We start from the raw sequence: 17155 nt of genomic DNA, 5'->3' as shown, positions 1-17155 counted from the left end.
CGCTACCGCACGGCGCCGGGCCGGGACCCGTCCGGTCCGCGCCGGGGCCGCGGGCCGGAAAGCGGTTCGTGACCCACCCCCCGGTTACGTAAACTGTGCGTCGTGACCGACACGACGAACCAGCGCCCCGTGAGCACCTTTGCCGGGGACGAAGCAGCGACCCTCCCGACGACCTACACCCCCGCGGACGTAGAGGGCGAGCTGTACGAGCGCTGGGTAGACCGTGGCTACTTCACCGCGGACGCGAAGAGCGACAAGCCCGCGTACACCATCGTCATCCCCCCGCCGAACGTCACCGGCGTCCTGCACCTGGGCCACGCCTTCCAGCACACGCTGATGGACGCGCTGACCCGCCGCAAGCGCATGCAGGGCTTCGAGACGCTCTGGCTGCCCGGCATGGACCACGCCGGCATCGCCACCCAGAACAAGGTCGAGCAGCAGCTCGCCGAGGAGGGCCTGTCCCGCCACGACCTGGGCCGCGAGGCCTTCGTCGAGAAGGTCTGGGAGTGGAAGAAGAGCTACGGCGGCCGCATCCTCGGCCAGATGCGCCGGCTCGGCGACGGCGTGGACTGGTCGCGCGAGCGCTTCACCATGGACGAGGGCCTGTCCCAGGCCGTCCAGACCATCTTCAAGCGGCTCTTCGACGACGGCCTGATCTACCGCGCAGAGCGCATCATCAACTGGTGCCCGCGCTGCCTCACCGCGCTGTCCGACATCGAGGTGGAGCACGAGGACACCCCGGGCGAGCTGGTCTCGATCCGCTACGGCGAGGGCGACGACTCGATCGTCGTGGCCACCACCCGGGCCGAGACGATGCTGGGCGACACCGCGGTGGCCGTCCACCCGGAGGACGAGCGCTACAAGCACCTCGTCGGCCGGACCATCAAGCTGCCGCTGACCGACCGTGAGATCCCGGTCGTCGCCGACGAGCACGTCGACCCGGAGTTCGGCACCGGCGCCGTCAAGGTGACGCCCGCGCACGACCCGAACGACTTCGCCATCGGCCAGCGCCACGACCTGCCCAACCTGTCCGTCATGGACGAGTGCGGTGCGATCACCGTGCACGGCCCCTTCCTCGGCATGGACCGGCTGGAGGCCCGCTCGGCCGTCGTCGGCGCGCTGCGCGAGCAGGGCCGGATCGTCGCCGAGAAGCGTCCGTACATGCACGCGGTCGGCCACTGCTCGCGCTGCCACACCGTGGTCGAGCCGCGGCTGTCGCTGCAGTGGTGGGTCAAGGTCGAGCCGCTGGCCAAGGCCGCCGGCGACGCCGTCCGCGACGGCAAGGTGGAGATCCACCCGAAGGAGCTGGAGCGCCGCTACTTCGACTGGGTCGACAACATGTACGACTGGTGCATCTCGCGCCAGCTGTGGTGGGGCCACCGGATCCCGGTCTGGTACGGCCCGGACGGCGAGGTCGTCTGCGTCGGACCGGACGAGCAGCCGCCGACCGGCGAGGGCTGGCACCAGGACCCGGACGTCCTGGACACCTGGTTCTCCTCCGGCCTGTGGCCGTTCTCCACGCTCGGCTGGCCGGAGAAGACCGCCGACCTGGAGAAGTTCTACCCGACCGACGTCCTGGTGACGGGCCACGACATCATCTTCTTCTGGGTCGCCCGGATGATGATGTTCGGCCTGTACGCGATGGACGGCGAGGCGCCGTTCAAGACCGTCGCCCTGACCGGTCTGGTGCGCGACGAGTTCGGCAAGAAGATGTCGAAGTCCTCCGGCACCGCGGTCGACCCGCTGGACTGGATGGACGCCTACGGCGCCGACGCCGTCCGCTTCACCCTGGCCCGCGGCGCCAACCCGGGCGCCGACGTGCCGATCGGCGAGGACTGGGTCAAGGGCTCGCGCAACTTCTGCAACAAGATCTGGAACGCGACCCGCTTCGCGCTGATGAACGGCGCCACCGTCGAGGGCCCGCTGCCCGCGCCGAAGGAGCTGACCGCGGTCGACCGCTGGATCCTGTCGCGGCTGAACGCCACCGTCGCCGAGGTGGACGGGCTGTACGAGGACTACCAGTTCGCCAAGGCCACGGACGCGCTGTACCACTTCGCCTGGGACGAGGTCTTCGACTGGTACGTCGAGCTCTCCAAGACCACCCTGGCCAAGGGCGGTCCGCAGGCGGACGCCTCGCGCCGGGTGCTGGGCGAGGTCCTGGACGTCACCCTGCGGCTGCTGCACCCGGTCGTCCCGTTCGTCACCGAGGCGCTGTGGACGGCGCTCACCGGCGCCGAGTCGCTGGTCGTGACCGAGTGGCCGAAGGACAGCGGCTACCGTGACGCGGCCGCCGAGTCGGAGATCGCCACGCTGCAGCAGGTGGTCACCGAGGTCCGCCGGTTCCGTTCGGACCAGGGCCTGCAGCCCGCGCAGCGCGTCCCGGCCCGGCTGGAGCTGGCCGGCACCGTGCTGGCCGTCCACGAGGACGCGATCCGCTCGCTGCTGCGGCTGACCGCGCCCGAGGAGGGCTTCGCGGCCACCGCCTCGCTGCCGGTGGCCGGTGCCACCGTGTCGCTGGACCTCTCCGGCACCATCGACGTCGCGGCCGAGCGCAAGCGCCTGGCCAAGGACCTCGCGGCCGCCGAGAAGGAGAAGGCCCAGACCACCGCCAAGCTCGGCAACGAGGCGTTCCTCGCCAAGGCGCCGGACGAGGTGGTCGCCAAGATCCGGGGCCGCCAGGAGGCCGCCGAGGCCGACATCGCCCGGATCACCGCCCAGCTCGCGGCGCTGCCGCAGGGCTGACCGCCCGTCCCCGCCGAAGGGGCCGTACTCCGCGACGCGCGGGGTGCGGCCCCTCGGCGTTTTCCGGGTTCCGGTTCCGGTTCGGCTTCCCCGGCCGCTTTCCTTACACCAAATAGCCCAGGAACATTGCTCCCTTCCGGCGAATTATCATCCTGCGACCGGGTGAGGTCCTATTCCGAGCGAATTGATTCCGGTCTTGCCCGCGCGGGTTCGCGGAAGTTTGCAGGTCCGCTGTGTACCGTGTGCACGGAGTTTCCGAATGGGCGTTTCCGCTGAGCGTTCCTGCTGAGCGACGGACGGGAGGGCATGGCGTGGTGGTGACCGAGGAGTTGGCCGACGAACTGCCTCTGGAGGCGGTCGAGGAGGCCAAGGCCAGGGCGGCGACCCTGCTGCTCGCGTTCCGGCACGGCAACCAGATCGCGTTCGACCACGAGCTGGACCTGCTGTTCGCCGAGCACGCCGAGCGCGAGGTGACCACCCTGCTCGCCTGGATCGCCGCCGAGGCCGTCCGCAAGGCGTACGCCCCCGAGGTCGGCGACCGGGTGCTGCGGGCGATGGCCCGGCGCGCCCCGGAGGACACCGGCGGGGTCGCGGTGGACGAGGAGACCGCGAGCGCGGCCCAGCTGATCGAGGCGGTGGCGGCCGGCGAGGTGGCCGAGGTCCGCGGCCTGGTGGCCGCGACGCCCGACACCACCTTCCTGCTCGGCGGCCTGCTGCAGGGCGTCGCGATGATGCTGCCGCTGCTGCCCGACGGTGAACTGGCCGAGATCACGGCCGAGTTGCGCCGTCGGCACGGCGGCGCCGCGCACGTCCCGGAGGCCCGGGCCGGGGTCTGAACCCGGGCCTCCGGCAGACCGGCCGGGCCGGTTACGGCATGGCGTGCAGGTGCGAGCCGATGGTGCCGGCCACCGGGTTGCCCGCCTTGGCGTCCCAGTTGGTCGACCAGGTCATCGCGCCGCCGATGCCCGGCCAGGTGGTGTCCGGCTTGTAGCTGCCGCAGTTGGTGCCGGAGGCCAGGCAGTCCAGCGCGTTGTTGACGGTGCCGGCGGCGAGGTACCCGCCGCCCGCGGCGCTGGTGGAGGCCGGCACCCCGAGGCCCACCTGGTCGGGCCGCAGCCCGCCCTTGAGCTGGATGCAGGCCAGCGCGGTGAGGAAGTTCTCGGTGCCCTGGGAGTAGACGTTCCCGTCGCAGCCGTTCATCGCGCCGGAGTTGTAGTACTGCATGTTGACGATGGTGAGGATGTCCTTCACGTTCAGCGCCAGCTTGAAGTACTCCATGCCGGTCGACTGCATGTCGATCGTCTGCGGCGCCATGGTGAGGATGAATCCGCTCCCCGCCTTCGCCGCCAGGGCGTGCAGCGCCTGGCCCATGTAGGTGGAACTGATGCCGTTCTCCAGGTCGATGTCGATCCCGTCGAAGCCGTAGCTCTGCATCAGCGCCCAGGCGGTGCTGGTGAAGGTCGCGGCGGAGGCGGAATCGCCCACCCAGACCGTGCCGTTCTGGCCGCCGATGGAGAGCACCACCCGCTTCCCGGCCGCCCGTTTGGCCGCGATGTCGGCCTTGAACTGGGCGTCGGTGTAGCCGCCGAGGCGGGAGGAGAGCGCCGGGTCGAGGGTGAAGCTCAGGCCGCCGCGGGTGGCGGTGGCGTCCGCGAAGGAGACCGCGATGATGTCGTAGGCGGCCGGGACGTCGCTGATCCGCTGGACGGTGGCGCCGTTGTCGAAGTTCTGCCAGTAGCCGGTGAGGATGTGCTTGGGCAGGTCCGGCGGCTTGCCGGTGGAGGTGGGGGTGGGCGTGCCGCTGTCCGTGGGGGTGGCCGTCGGGCTCGGCGAGGCGGTGGAGGTGGCGGTGGCCGTCGGGCTCGGTGACGGCTGCGGTCCGCCGGGGCCGAGCAGCGAGACGTCGTCGGCGGCGAAGGCCGGCTGCCCGTACCAGCCGTGCAGGTAGACGGTGACGCTGGTGGTGTTGGGGCCGGTGGTGAAGCTCGTGGTCAGCTGGGTCCAGCCGCCGGCGCCGGGGGTCCAGGTGCTCGGATCGGTGCCGCCGGTGCCGCGGGCGCCCAGGTAGACGTACGAGCCCTGCACCCAGGAGCTCAGGGTGTACGCGGAGGAGGGCTTCACCTGGACGGTCTGGGTGCACTCGCCGGTGTCGCTCCCGGCCGGGGTGGACTGCAGGGCGTACGTGCCGGAGTGGACGGTGGTGCGCTGGACCGTACCGCTCGAACAGGTCCAGCCGGACAGGTTCCCGGTCTCGAAGCCGCCGTTGACGATCAGGTCGGTGTCGGCGGCGTGGGCGCCGGTGCCGCCGGCCAGGACGAGTCCGCCCAGGCCGATGACCAGGGCGCTCGCTCCGGCGAGCAGGGAGTGGACGGCGCGCGGGCGCCGGTGTCGGGCAGGTGGCATGACTCCGTCTCCAGTGGGGGAGGCCCGGCGGGCGCCTCGTGGGGGAGGAGCGCCGTCCGGGGTGTCGATGGTGCGCGTGCGGGAGCTACCGACAACTCAAGTCCCGGTCGGGAACGGAGACTTGCCTCACAAGGTGGAGTAGACCAATTCTGCTGTCAAGAGGACCTAGGCCGCTGACGGCAACGCCTGCCGGCCGGCCGGGCCGGCGAGTGCCGCGGTCAGCGCGGCGATCCGGGCCGAGGCCAGGCCGTCGCCGTACGGGCTCGGGGTGGCCGCCAGCCGGGCGAGCCGCTCGGGGGTGTCGGCGAGCCAGGCGCGGGCCAGGGTGCCCAGCTCCTCGCCGGGCCGCACCAGCGCGGCGAAGCCGGCCGCCACCGCCTCCGGACGCTCGGTGGAGCGGCGCACCACCAGCAGCGGGCGGCCGAGCACGGTGCACTCCTCCTGCACGCCGCCGGAGTCGGAGACCAGCAGCGCCGCGTGGCACGCCAGGCCCAGGAAGTCGCCGTAGCCGACCGGGCCGGTGACGGCGAGGCGCTCCAGCAGGCCGTCCAGGCCGAAGCGTTCGACGGCGGCCCGGGTGCGCGGGTGCATCGGGAACAGCACGGGGGTGCCGGCCCGGGCGATCCGGTCCAGCTCGGCGAGCACCGCGCCGAGCGCCTCGGCGGTGTCGGTGTTCTCCGGGCGGTGCACGGTGGCCAGCACATACGCGTCCGGGCGCAGGCCGTGCGCGGCGAGCAGCGCGGCGCGGGCGGCCCCGTCCGGCAGCTGACGGCGGACCACCTCGACGACGGTGTTGCCGGTGAGCTCGATCCGGTCCTCGGCCAGCGACTCGGCGCGCAGGTTGGCGACGTTCTCCCCGGTGGCGGCGCAGAGCAGGTCGGAGACGTGGTCGACCATCACCCGGTTGTGCTCCTCGGGCATCGCCCGGTCGAAGCTGCGCAGCCCGGCCTCGACGTGGACCAGCGGGATCTCCCGGGCGTTGGCGGCCAGCGCCCCGGCCAGGGTGGCGTTGGTGTCGCCCTGGACGACCACGGCGGCGGGGCGGTCCTCGGCGAAGGCGGCGTCCAACTGGCCGAGGGACTGGGCGATCTGACCGGCCCGGGGGCGGCCGCCGACCCCGGTGAGCAGCTCCGGCCGGGGCAGGTCCAGGTCGCGCAGGAAGCGGCCGGACATCGCCTCGTCCCAGTGCTGGCCGGTGTGCACCAGCCGGGTGGCGTCGCCGAGTTCGTGGATCAGCGGGGCGAGCTTGACCAGCTCGGGGCGGGTGCCGAGGACGACGGCGACGCTGGACGGGGGCAGGCACATGCTCATGCGGGGCTCCGGTGGCGTGGGGGAGGGGCGGCGCGAAGGGAGAGGGGCGGGCTCAGGATTCGAGCGCGGTGGGGGCGCCGAGGGCGGTCTTCTCGGCGTTGCGGCGGGTCTTGGCCCAGCCGTTGCGGCCGAGCAGCATCCGGACCGCGGCCCGGGTGGCGACCACGAACAGGTGGTAGGCGTAGAGCCAGACCAGGACGCCCCAGAGCAGCCCGGTGAGCCGGCCGCGGTCGGGGTGGACGGCCCGGCGGTAGGCGAAGCCCCAGAACACCATCGGCAGTGTGGCGAGCACGAAGGCGAGCAGCATCCACGGGCCGAACCGGAGCTGGAACTCGGCGGTCTCCTCCGGGAAGAGCACCAGCCCGGCGCCGGTGATCCCGAGCGACACGGGGAAGAGCAGCACCAGCAGCACGCAGACCACCGGCTGGAGGAAGGTGTACAGCACCTCGGCCTTGCCGGTCGCCGTGTAGTGCGGCGAGCGCAGCACCCGGCCGGTGTAGCGCAGGCACTGCATGTTGCCCTGGGCCCAGCGGGTGCGCTGGGTGAGGAAGCGGCGCGGCGAGATCAGGCCCTCCTGGGAGACCTGGGCCTCGGTGACGTGGGTGAGCCGCCAGCCGGCCAGGCGCAGGTCGAGGCCGGACTCGTAGTCCTCCAGCAGGGCGCGCTCCGGCCAGGGGCGGCCGGCCCGGCCCTCCTCGGCGGTGAGCGAGTCGAGGGCGGTGAGCCGGACGAACTGGCCGTTGCCGCCGAGGCCGACGCTGCCGGTGCGGCGGCGCAGCAACTGCATGCCGGTGTTGGTGGCCTGGAACTCGACGTCCTGCATCCGCACCAGCGCGCGGGCCAGGGCGTTGGCGAGCCGGCCGCGGCCGGGCAGCGGGAGCTCGTCGTCGGCGTTGCGCATCCGGACGCCGATCTGGACGGCGCCGGTGTCGGGCCGGCCGAGGGCCTTGGGGTTGCAGACCCGGGCGAGGGTGCCGGGGTCGAGCTGCCCGTCGGCGTCGACCACGCCGATCACCACCCGGGAGCGGTCGGTGCCCTCGGGCAGCCGGGCGGAGATCTCCCGGTAGGCGGCGTTGAGGGCGGCGCCCTTGCCGATCCGGGCGTGCGGGCGGCGGCGCTGGACCAGGTGGATCCGCGGGTCGCGGGCCGCGGCGGCGAGGACCAGCTCGCGGGTGGCGTCCTCGCTGTCGTCGTCGATCACCCACAGGTGGGCCTCGGGCGCGCTGGTCCGCAGGCCGTCCAGGGTCTGGGTGACCACGGCCTCCTCGTCGCGGCAGGGGATCACCAGGTGCCACCGGAAGGCGGCGGGGTCGCCGGGCTCGGCGGGGCGGCCGTGCCGGAAGGCGTGGCGGGAGCCCGCCCAGTACACGAGGAAGCGTCCGAAGACGAGGGCCATGTAGCCGACGAGCGCCAGGGAGATCAGTCCGGCGACCCAGACGACGGCGTCCTGGCGAAGCACGATCCACTCGTGCAGGGCGTCGGGCATGGCGCAGCGCTCCCAGTGATCAAAGGCTGAAGGCTCCTATCGGTTGCGAATCGATGCTTCATTGCGGTTCAAATCGCTAAATCAATAGTAAAGGGAGGAAACTAGCTGATCATGGGAAAGAACGGGCAAAGTGGTCGTTCTCACCCCGTGAGGAGGACCCGCCAGCGCTCCGTAGACTGTGGACGTGAGCGACAAGGCCGACCCGAACCCGTACACCATCCGCCCCGCCGACGGCGGCACCGGCGACGCCCTGCGCGACGTCGAGGTGGAGCTCTCCAAGCGCTGGCCGGAGAACAAACTGGAGCCCTCGCTCGACCGGATCGAGGCGCTGATGGACATCCTGGGCCAGCCCCAGCGGTCCTTCCCCTCCATCCACATCACCGGCACCAACGGCAAGACCTCCACCGCCCGGATGATCGAGCAGCTGCTCAACACCTTCGAGCTGCGCACCGGCCGCTACACCAGCCCGCACGTGGAGTCCGTCACCGAGCGGATCACCCTGGACGGCGCCCCGATCACCCCCGAGCGCTTCGTCGAGGTCTACCGCGACATCGAGCCCTACGTGCAGATGGTCGACGCGGCGCAGCCGGTGCCGATGTCCTTCTTCGAGGTGCTGACCGGCATGGCCTACGCGGCCTTCGCCGACGCCCCGGTGGACGTCGGCGTGGTCGAGGTCGGCATGGGCGGCTCCTGGGACGCCACCAACGTCATCGACTCCGCCGTCGCCGTGATCACCCCGATCGGGCTGGACCACACCGACAAGCTCGGTGAGACCACCGGCGAGATCGCGGTCGAGAAGTCCGGGATCATCAAGTCCGGCGCCGTCGCCGTCGTCGCCCAGCAGCAGCTGGACGCCGCCCAGAACATCCTGCGCCGCGCCGTCGAGGTGGACGCCACGGTCGCCCGCGAGGGCATGGAGTTCGGCGTGATCCGCCGCGAACTCGCCGTCGGCGGCCAGCTGGTGACGCTGCGCGGACTCGGCGGCGAGGAGTACGAGGACGTCTTCATCCCGCTGCACGGCGAGTACCAGGCGCACAACGCGGCCCTCGCCCTGGCCGCGGTCGAGGCCTTCTTCGGCGTCGGCGGCGCGCGCGGCGGGCAGCTGGACGTGGACAAGGTCCGCCAGGGCTTCTCCGGCGTCTCCTCGCCGGGCCGCCTGGAGGTCGTCCGCCGCAGCCCCACGATCGTCCTGGACGCCGCGCACAACCCGCACGGCGCCCGCGCCACCGTGGCCGCGCTCACCGAGTCCTTCGGCTTCACCCGGCTCGTCGGCGTGATCGGCACCTCCGGGGACAAGGACGTGGCCGGCGTGCTGGAGGCCTTCGAGCCGATCCTGGCCGAGGTCGTCATCACCCAGAACTCCACCCACCGCGCGATGGACGTCGACGCGCTCGCCGCCCTCGCCGTCGAGATCTTCGGCGAGGACCGCGTGCAGGTCGAGCCCCGGCTCGACGACGCCATCGCCGCCGCCGTCAGCCTCGCCGAGGAGGAGGGCGACCTCGGCGGCGCCGGGGTGCTGGTCACCGGTTCGGTCATCACGGTGGGCGAGGCCCGCCTGCTGCTCGGGAGGAAGTGACATGAGGACGCTCTGCTCCTCGACTCTGATCGGCGAAGTGCTGCTGGTCCTGTTCGCGGCGCTGGTCGCGATGCGGCTCACCGACGTCTCCAACGCGGAGATCTGGACGGTCAGCGGCATCGCGATGGCACTATGCGTCCTGCTCTGCGGCATGATCGACCGCCCCGGCGCGGTGCAGATCGGCTGGGCGCTGCAGATCGGGCTGATCGCCAGCGGCTTCGTGCTGCCGACCATGTTCGGGCTCGGCGTGGTCTTCGCCGGCCTGTGGTGGTGCTCGGTGCACTACGGCCGCAAGGTGGACGCGTTCAAGGCCGCCCGGGCCGCCGCGGAGGCCGCCGCCGTACAGGCCTGAGGCCCGGACCAGCGGACCGACACGCCGTGTACGCAAGGTAATCTCTGCCCTGTCGGCGCCGCCTGTCGACCCGACTGTCTGCCGAACCGAATCCCCAGGAGACGCACCGTGTCCCAGCGCACTCTCGTCCTGCTCAAGCCCGACGCCGTCCGCCGCGGCCTGGCCGGCGAGATCATCAGCCGCATCGAGCGCAAGGCCGGCTGGCGGTTCGCCGCCATCGAGCTGCGCACCTTCGACCGGGCGACGCTGGAGCAGCACTACGCGGAGCACGTGGGCCGCCCGTTCTACGAGCCGCTGCTGGAGTTCATGACCACCGGCCCGTCGATCGCGCTGATCGTCGAGGGCGAGGAGGTCGTCAAGGGCATCCGCATGCTGGCCGGCGCCACCAACCCGCTGGAGGCCGGGGCCGGCACCATCCGCGGCGACTACGCGACGATCACCCGCGAGAACCTGATCCACGCCTCCGACTCCCCGGAGTCCGCCGAGCGCGAGATCAAGATCTTCTTCCCCGCGCACGCCTGATCCGGCGAGCGGGACCCGGGCGACACGCCCGGGGGGACGTTCGTACCGCCCCGGTCGGGACCATTGGCCCGGCCGGGGCATTCTTATCGTGAAATAGGGAACTGGCGGCGCCGACACGGCGTCCCAATCCTCGGAGATGCGATCACGCCCCGGACAATGGACGGTATGCCCCACGCCGACGTCCGTACCGAGTGGCGTGGCTACGATGGACGCGACTCAAGGGCCCGGTAAGACAGCTCAGCTGTTCTCCGCCCACGCGTGGACGCGCGCATTCGTCCACCCCCCCATGAACTCCGAGCCCGGGAAGGCACCCACACCCCATGGCGAGCAACCTGTCGTTCATCGGCCGCGACTTGGCGATCGACCTCGGAACAGCCAATACGCTGGTGTACGTCAGGGGCAAGGGCATCGTTCTGAACGAGCCGTCCGTCGTCGCGGTGAACACCAACACCGGTGGCATCCTCGCCGTCGGCGCCGAGGCCAAGAAGATGATCGGCCGCACCCCGGGCAACATCGTCGCCATCCGCCCGCTCAAGGACGGCGTGATCGCCGACTTCGAGATCACCGAGCGGATGCTGCGGTACTTCATCCTCAAGATCCACCGCCGCCGCTACCTCGCCCGCCCCCGCGTCGTGGTCTGCGTGCCCTCCGGCATCACCGGCGTCGAGCGCCGCGCCGTCATCGAGGCCTCCTCGCAGGCCGGCGCCCGCCAGGTGCACATCATCGAGGAGCCGATGGCCGCCGCGATCGGCGCCGGCCTGCCCGTCCACGAGGCCACCGGCAACATGGTCGTCGACATCGGCGGCGGCACCACCGAGGTCGCCGTGATCTCCCTCGGCGGCATCGTCACCGCCCAGTCCATCCGGGTCGCCGGCGACGAGCTGGACAACGCGATCGTCCAGCACATCAAGAAGGAGTACTCGCTGCTCCTCGGCGAGCGCAGTGCCGAGCAGATCAAGATGAGCATCGGCAGCGCCTTCGGCCTGGAGGGCGAGAAGGACGAGCACGCCGAGATCCGCGGCCGCGACCTGGTCAGCGGTCTGCCCAAGACCGTGGTCATCTCCGCCGCCGAGGTCCGCGAGGCCATCGACGAGCCCGTCAACGCGATCATCGACGCGGTCAAGACCACCCTCGACCAGTGCCCGCCCGAGCTGGCCGGCGACGTCATGGACCGGGGCATCGTGCTCACCGGCGGCGGCGCCCTGCTGCGCGGCCTGGACGAGCGGCTGCGCCGCGAGACCGGCATGCCGATCCACATCGCGGAGAACCCGCTCGACTCCGTCGCGCTCGGCTCCGGCAAGTGCGTCGAGGAGTTCGAGGCGCTCCAGCAGGTACTCGACGCTTCGCCGCGTCGTTGACAGGTCGCCGCACCACCGGCACCACGCGTCACATCAGACACTCGACTGAACGGGCCGCCGCCCGGGCCCCACAGCCCCGGGCGGCGGCCAGGTACGAAGGGGCAGTACCAGCACCGTGAGGGACACACGAGAGAGCCGGCTGCTGCTGATCCTGCTGGTGGCCGTCGCCTTCGCGCTGATCACCGTGGACATCAAGGGCGGTGAGGACTCCCCGCTCGGGCCCGCCCGGCACGCCGCCGCCAGCGTCCTCGGACCGGTCGAGCGCGGAGCCGCCACCGTCGTCGACCCGGTCGCCGACACCGTCCGCGCCTTCCGCGACGCGGCCACCGACAGCGGCCGCACCGACCAGCTCGCCCGCGAGAACACCGAACTCCGGCAGAAGCTCGCCTCCTCCGACATGGCCACCGGGCGCACCAAGCAGCTGGACGACCTGCTGCGCACCGCCGGCGCCGGCGGCTACACCGTCAAGGCCGCCCAGGTCATCGCGATCGGCCCGGCCCAGGGCTTCTCCTGGACCATCACCATCGACGCCGGCAGCGACGACGGCCTCACCCGCGACATGACGGTGATCAACGGTCAGGGCCTGGTCGGCCGGATCACCACCGTCGCGCCCACCACCGCCACCGTGCTGCTCGCCTCCGACCCCGGCTTCTCGGCCGGCACCCGGCTGGAGGGCACCGGCGAGATCGGCTTCGCCTCCGGCGGCGGCGACAGCCCGATGAAGGTCTCCCTGCTCAACGGCAAGGCCCAGGTCAAGGCCGGCGACCGGCTGGTCACCTTCGGCTCGCAGAGCGGCCGCCCGTTCGTCCCCGGCGTCCCGGTCGGCAAGGTCGTCGAGGTCCAGGCCAACGCCGGCCAGCTGACCAAGACCGTCCTGGTCGAGCCCTTCGTCCAGTTCACCCGGCTGGACCTGGTCGGCGTGGTGGTCGTGCCGCCGCGCGCCGACCCGCGCGACGCCGTCCTGCCGCCGGCGCCCGCCGCGGGCCAGCCGGCCGCCGCGCCGGGCCAGGTCCCGGCCTCCGTGCCCGGCCAGGTCCCGGCCTCCGCGCCCGCCGCCCCGCCCGCCAAGCCCACTGGGGGGAACTGAGCCATGCGCCTCGCCCGCATCCCCGTCTCCGCCGGCCTCGTCCTGTTCGGCCTGATCCTCCAGGTCAGCGTGTTCGGCCGGCTCCAGCTCCCGGGAGCCACCCCGGACATACTGCTGCTCGTCGTGGTCGGCCTGGCCATGGTCTACGGGCCCACCGGCGGCTGCCTGGTCGGCTTCGCGGGGGGCCTGCTGGCCGACCTCGCGCCGCCCTCCGACCACGCCATCGGCCGCTACGCGCTGGTGCTCTGCCTGATGGGCTACGCCGCCGGGCTGCTGCGCCCGGACCACGGCCGCCAGCGGTCCGTGGCCGGCTCGCTGGTCGTGGTCGGCGCCGCGGCGGTCGCCTCCACCCTGCTCTACGCGATGGTCGGCGCCCTGGTCGGCGACACCGCGGCCCGGCACGTCGGCCTCGGCGGACTGGTCATCAGCGCCCTGCTCTACGACCTGCTGCTGGCCCCCTTCGTGGTGCCGCTGGTGATGTACCTCGGCCGCCGCTTCGGCCGCGACCCGGTGGCCGCCGCGGACGACGACGAGGGCGGCTCCGGCCTGGGCACGCTGGCCCGCTACCGCACCACCCGCGACACCTCGACGGGCCCGTCGTACAAGAAGCGGCGCGTGCCGGGCTTCGCCCGCCGCCCGTAACCGGACCGGCCTCCCGGCCCCGGCCCCGGCCGCCCGGCCCTCCGGCCCCGACCACCCGACCTCCCCGCATCCTGGAGCGCACGAGACGTGAGCAACATCCCCGAGACCGGCCGCACCCGACGGGTGACGATCCGTCTGGTGGTGCTGCAGATCCTGGTGCTGTCGCTGCTCGCCACCCTCGGTGGACGGCTGTGGTACCTGCAGATCCGCAACGCCAAGGAGTACACCGCCAAGGCGACCGGCAACCACATCCGCGAGGTGGTCGAGCCGGCCGTCCGCGGCGAGATCCTGGACGCCTCCGGGCGGGTGCTGGCCGGCAACGAGACCCGGCTGGTGGTCTCGGTCAGCCGCACCTCGCTGCTCCAGCAGAAGGACGGCGGCAAGGCGGTGCTGTCCCGGCTGGCCGAAGTACTGGGGATGCCGGCCAAGGACGTGCAGGAGAAGGTCCGGCTCTGCGACGCCAAGACCCCGCAGCCCTGCTGGAACGGTTCGCCGTACCAGCCGATCCCGGTCACCAAGGAGGCGACCACCCAGCAGGCGATGCAGATAATGGAGCGCCGCGAGGACTTCCCCGGGATCACCGCGCAGCCCACCGCCGTACGCCGCTACACCGGCGCCGAGGGCGCCAACATGGCCCAGGTGCTCGGCTACCTCTCGCCGGTCACCGACGAGGAGGTCAGCAAGACCGCCGGCAAGAGCGGCCTGGACCGCTACCTGCCGGCCGACCAGATCGGGCGGGCCGGCCTGGAGTCGGTGTACGACCGCGACCTGCGCGGCACCGCGGGCATCACCAAGCTGGAGGTCGACAACCTCGGCCGGGTGATCGGCAACGCCGGCACCGTCGCCCCGCAGACCGGCGACAACCTGGTCACCAGCATCGACGCCCGGGTGCAGAAGGTGGTCGAGGACAACCTGGCGCAGGCCATGAACGACGCCCGGAACACCTTCGACAAGATCACCAACCGCAACTACGAGGCCGACTCCGGCGCCGCCGTGGTGATGGACGTGCACACCGGGCGGATCGTCGCGATGGCGAGCGCCCCGACCTACGACCCGAACCTCTGGGTGGGCGGCATCAGCGGCAAGGACTACCAGTCGCTGACCAGCAAGGACTCCAACTTCCCGCTGCTGAACCGGGCCATACAGGGTCAGTCCGCCCCCGGCTCGACCTTCAAGGTCATCTCCACCACCGCCGCCGTGCAGGCCGGCTACTCGCTGGACGGCCGCTACGACTGCCCGAAGAGCATGACCATCGGCGGCCGCGAGTTCAAGAACTTCGAGAGCGAGAACTTCGGCCAGATCTCCCTGGAGAAGGCGCTGGAGGTCTCCTGCGACACCGTCTTCTACGGCCTGGCGTACGACCAGTGGATGAAGGACGGCGGCATCAAGCCGAAGAAGGACCCGGGCGACTGGTTCTTCAAGACCGCCCACGAGTTCGGCCTCGGTGCCAAGACCGGCATCGACCTGCCGTCCGAGGTCACCGGCCGGGTGCCGGACCGGCAGTGGAAGCAGTCCTTCTACGACAACAACAAGGACGCCTGGTGCGCCCAGGGGCAGAAGGGCGGCAACAGCTACTCCGACCAGATCGCCCGGGAGAACTGCGTCGACGGCTACCAGATGCGCGCCGGTGACGCCGTCAACTTCGCGATCGGCCAGGGCGACACCCTCGTCACCCCGGTCCAGATGGCCCGGATCTACTCGGCGCTCGCCAACGGCGGCACCTTCTACCGGCCGACCATCGCCAAGGCCGTGATAAGCCCGGGCGGGGACCTCGTCCGCGAGATCGCCCCGCACGAGGACGCCAAGTTCCCCGGCGACGAGAAGCTGCTCAGCTACATCAACCAGGCCACCGAGAGCGTCATCAAGAGCGGTACCGCCGCCTGGAAGTTCAACGGCTGGCCGCAGGACAAGATCACGCTGCACGCCAAGACCGGTACCGCCGAGGTCGAGGGCAAGCAGACCACCTCCTGGCTGACCACGTACAGCAAGGACTACGCGGTCGTCATGACGATAAGCCAGGGCGGCACCGGCTCCGGCGGCTCCGGCGACGCCATCCGCCGGATCTACCAGGCGCTGTACGGCGTGGACGACAAGGGCGGCATCGACAGCGGCAAGGCGCTGCTGCCCGCGCCGCAGGCCGAGCTGCCGAAGTTCAACCCGGACGGCACCGCGATCATCAAGCCGGTCTCGTACGGCGCCGACGCGGCGCAGGGCGCCCAGGCCCCGGGCCTCCAGGCCCAGGCCGTCGCCGCCGCTCCGGCGCTGCTCGACACGGCCACGGCGCAGCCGGCCCCGGCGACGGCCTTCCTCGACCGGACGCCGCCGGCCGACCGTCCGGCGTCGTACACCGCGGCCGACGCCGCGCTCGAACCCACGCGCGGACCGGGAAGGGGACGGGCATGACCTCCTACGGCTCGTACCGGCAGCTGCGGCTGGCCCCGCAGCGCCGCGGGGTCTCCAAGGCGCTGTCCAAGGACTCCCCGCTCTGGCGGCTCGACTGGATACTGCTGGTGGCCGCCCTCGCCCTCTCGGCCGGCAGCTCGCTGCTGGTCTGGTCGGCCACCCGCGGGCGCGACTCGCTGACCCACGGGGACCCGCAGTACTTCCTGTACCGGCACCTGACCAACTTCGTGGTCGGGCTGGTGCTGTGCTCCGTGGTGATAGCGATAGGGAGCCGGCGCTTCCGCACGATCGTGCCGTTCCTGTACGTCGGCGTGCTCGTCCTGCTGCTGGCGACGCTCAGCCCGCTCGGCTCGACCATCAACGGCGCGCACTCGTGGATCCAGCTCGGCGGCGGCTTCTCGATCCAGCCGGCCGAGTTCGCGAAGCTCGCGATCGTGCTGGCGATGGCCGTCGTGCTGTCGGACCAGGTGGACGCGGGGGAGCGGGAGTTCCCCTCGCACCGGGCGGTGTTCCGGGGCCTGCTCTGGGCCGGGGTGCCGATGTGCATAGTGCTGTTGATGCCGGACGCCGGCTCGGTGATGGTGATGGCCGCCATCGTGCTGGGCATCCTGCTCGGCTCCGGCGCGGCGAACCGCTGGGTGCTCGGCCTGCTGGTGGCGGGCACCGCCGGATGCGTGGCGATCTGGAAGTTCGGGCTGCTGAGCCAGTACCAGATCGACCGCTTCGCCGCCTTCGCCAACCCGCAGCTGGACCCGAACGGCGTCGGCTACAACACCGCGCAGGCCCGGATCGCGATCGGCTCGGGCGGACTGACCGGCAAGGGGCTGTTCCACGGCACCCAGACCGTCGGGCAGTTCGTGCCGGAGCAGCAGACCGACTTCGTGTTCACCGTGGCCGGCGAGGAGCTGGGCTTCGTCGGGGCGCTGGCGATCATCGCGCTGGTCGGCGTGATCCTCTGGCGGGCCTGCCGGATCGCCCGGCAGGCGACCGACCTGTACGGGACGATCGTGGCGGCCGGGGTCATCGCCTGGATGGCCTTCCAGGCCTTCGAGAACATAGGGATGTGCCTGGGCATCATGCCGGTCGCGGGCATCCCGCTGCCGTTCGTCTCGTACGGCGGCTCGTCGATGTTCGCCAACTGGATCGCCATCGGGCTGCTCCAGGCGGTGCGGAGCCAGCGGCCGATAGCGGCCTGAGCGCGCCGCGCCGTGCGGCGGCGGGACCGGTCCGGGACTTCCCGGGCCGGCCCCGTTGTCGTGTCCGAGGGGCGTTG

General features: G+C 71.8%; 13 protein-coding genes. 10 read left to right on the top strand and 3 right to left on the bottom strand.

Translation table 11 applies throughout. The features are described 5' to 3' along the window. Positions 1-102 precede the first annotated feature (102 nt). Positions 103-2742, top strand: a complete 2640-nt coding sequence (locus tag ACFVU7_RS03730; protein WP_388044111.1) for a valine--tRNA ligase — start codon at positions 103-105, stop codon at positions 2740-2742. A 311-nt stretch (positions 2743-3053) separates the two neighbouring features. Beyond that, the gene (locus ACFVU7_RS03725; protein ID WP_074000687.1) at positions 3054-3578 is read left to right on the top strand and encodes a hypothetical protein; all 525 of its coding nucleotides are present in this window, start codon (positions 3054-3056) and stop codon (positions 3576-3578) included. Between the two features lie 31 nt (positions 3579-3609). Here ACFVU7_RS03725 and ACFVU7_RS03720 read toward each other — a convergent pair whose 3' ends face one another. From ACFVU7_RS03720 to ACFVU7_RS03710, 3 genes are all read right to left on the bottom strand, one after another. Then, positions 3610-5145, bottom strand: a complete 1536-nt coding sequence (locus tag ACFVU7_RS03720; RefSeq protein WP_049648949.1) for a chitinase — start codon at positions 5143-5145, stop codon at positions 3610-3612. 165 nt (positions 5146-5310) lie between these two features. Next, on the bottom strand, positions 5311-6456 hold the full coding sequence (wecB, locus tag ACFVU7_RS03715; protein WP_388044108.1) for a non-hydrolyzing UDP-N-acetylglucosamine 2-epimerase: 1146 nt from the start codon (positions 6454-6456) through the stop codon (positions 5311-5313). Positions 6457-6508: 52 nt separating this feature from the next. Next, entirely contained in the window at positions 6509-7942 is a 1434-nt protein-coding gene (locus ACFVU7_RS03710; RefSeq protein ID WP_380743963.1) for a glycosyltransferase family 2 protein, read from the bottom strand. 184 nt (positions 7943-8126) lie between these two features. Between ACFVU7_RS03710 and ACFVU7_RS03705 the strand changes: the two genes are divergently transcribed. The 8 genes from ACFVU7_RS03705 to rodA all read left to right on the top strand — a co-directional run bounded on the left by ACFVU7_RS03705 (position 8127) and on the right by rodA (position 17078). Continuing rightward, a complete protein-coding gene (locus ACFVU7_RS03705) occupies positions 8127-9518 on the top strand; it encodes a folylpolyglutamate synthase/dihydrofolate synthase family protein (RefSeq protein WP_079271806.1) in 1392 nt (463 codons plus the stop codon). Between the two features lies 1 nt (position 9519). After that, positions 9520-9870, top strand: coding sequence for a DUF4233 domain-containing protein (locus ACFVU7_RS03700; RefSeq protein WP_049648948.1), 351 nt, complete (start codon positions 9520-9522; stop codon positions 9868-9870). Positions 9871-9978: 108 nt separating this feature from the next. Next, complete coding sequence (ndk, locus tag ACFVU7_RS03695; RefSeq protein ID WP_049648947.1) at positions 9979-10392, top strand: nucleoside-diphosphate kinase; 414 nt, start codon at positions 9979-9981, stop codon at positions 10390-10392. Positions 10393-10724: 332 nt separating this feature from the next. After that, positions 10725-11750: a rod shape-determining protein gene (locus tag ACFVU7_RS03690; RefSeq protein ID WP_049648984.1), complete on the top strand. Its 1026-nt coding sequence runs from the start codon at positions 10725-10727 to the stop codon at positions 11748-11750. Between the two features lie 115 nt (positions 11751-11865). Next, the gene (mreC, locus tag ACFVU7_RS03685) at positions 11866-12837 is read left to right on the top strand and encodes a rod shape-determining protein MreC (protein WP_074000688.1); all 972 of its coding nucleotides are present in this window, start codon (positions 11866-11868) and stop codon (positions 12835-12837) included. A gap of 3 nt (positions 12838-12840) precedes the next feature. Further along, positions 12841-13479 carry a rod shape-determining protein MreD gene (gene mreD, locus ACFVU7_RS03680; protein ID WP_049658707.1) on the top strand — a complete coding sequence of 213 codons (639 nt, stop codon included), beginning with the start codon at positions 12841-12843 and terminating at the stop codon, positions 13477-13479. An 87-nt stretch (positions 13480-13566) separates the two neighbouring features. After that, positions 13567-15882 carry a penicillin-binding protein 2 gene (gene mrdA, locus ACFVU7_RS03675; RefSeq protein WP_049658705.1) on the top strand — a complete coding sequence of 772 codons (2316 nt, stop codon included), beginning with the start codon at positions 13567-13569 and terminating at the stop codon, positions 15880-15882. After that, positions 15879-17078 carry a rod shape-determining protein RodA gene (gene rodA / locus ACFVU7_RS03670; RefSeq protein ID WP_049658703.1) on the top strand — a complete coding sequence of 400 codons (1200 nt, stop codon included), beginning with the start codon at positions 15879-15881 and terminating at the stop codon, positions 17076-17078. The genes mrdA and rodA overlap by 4 nt, the downstream gene beginning before the upstream one ends. Positions 17079-17155: the final 77 nt, after the last annotated feature.

This window comes from Kitasatospora sp. NPDC058046 (genome assembly GCF_042885595.1).
In the GTDB taxonomy this organism is placed as follows: Bacteria; Actinomycetota; Actinomycetes; order Streptomycetales; family Streptomycetaceae; genus Kitasatospora.
The sequence above is the reverse complement of the archived record's forward strand: the minus strand, read 5'-3'. Positions and strand labels throughout refer to the sequence as shown.

Excerpts from the sequence above, each read along its gene's own strand:
- rodA (WP_049658703.1), top strand. The coding sequence starts at position 15,879 with ATGACCTCCTACGGCTCGTACCGGCAGCTGCGGCTGGCCCCGCAGCGC.
- ACFVU7_RS03700 (WP_049648948.1), top strand. The coding sequence starts at position 9,520 with ATGAGGACGCTCTGCTCCTCGACTCTGATCGGCGAAGTGCTGCTGGTC.
- ACFVU7_RS03720 (WP_049648949.1), bottom strand. The coding sequence starts at position 5,145 with ATGCCACCTGCCCGACACCGGCGCCCGCGCGCCGTCCACTCCCTGCTC.
- mreD (WP_049658707.1), top strand. The coding sequence starts at position 12,841 with ATGCGCCTCGCCCGCATCCCCGTCTCCGCCGGCCTCGTCCTGTTCGGC.
- ACFVU7_RS03710 (WP_380743963.1), bottom strand. The coding sequence starts at position 7,942 with ATGCCCGACGCCCTGCACGAGTGGATCGTGCTTCGCCAGGACGCCGTC.
- wecB (WP_388044108.1), bottom strand. The coding sequence starts at position 6,456 with ATGAGCATGTGCCTGCCCCCGTCCAGCGTCGCCGTCGTCCTCGGCACC.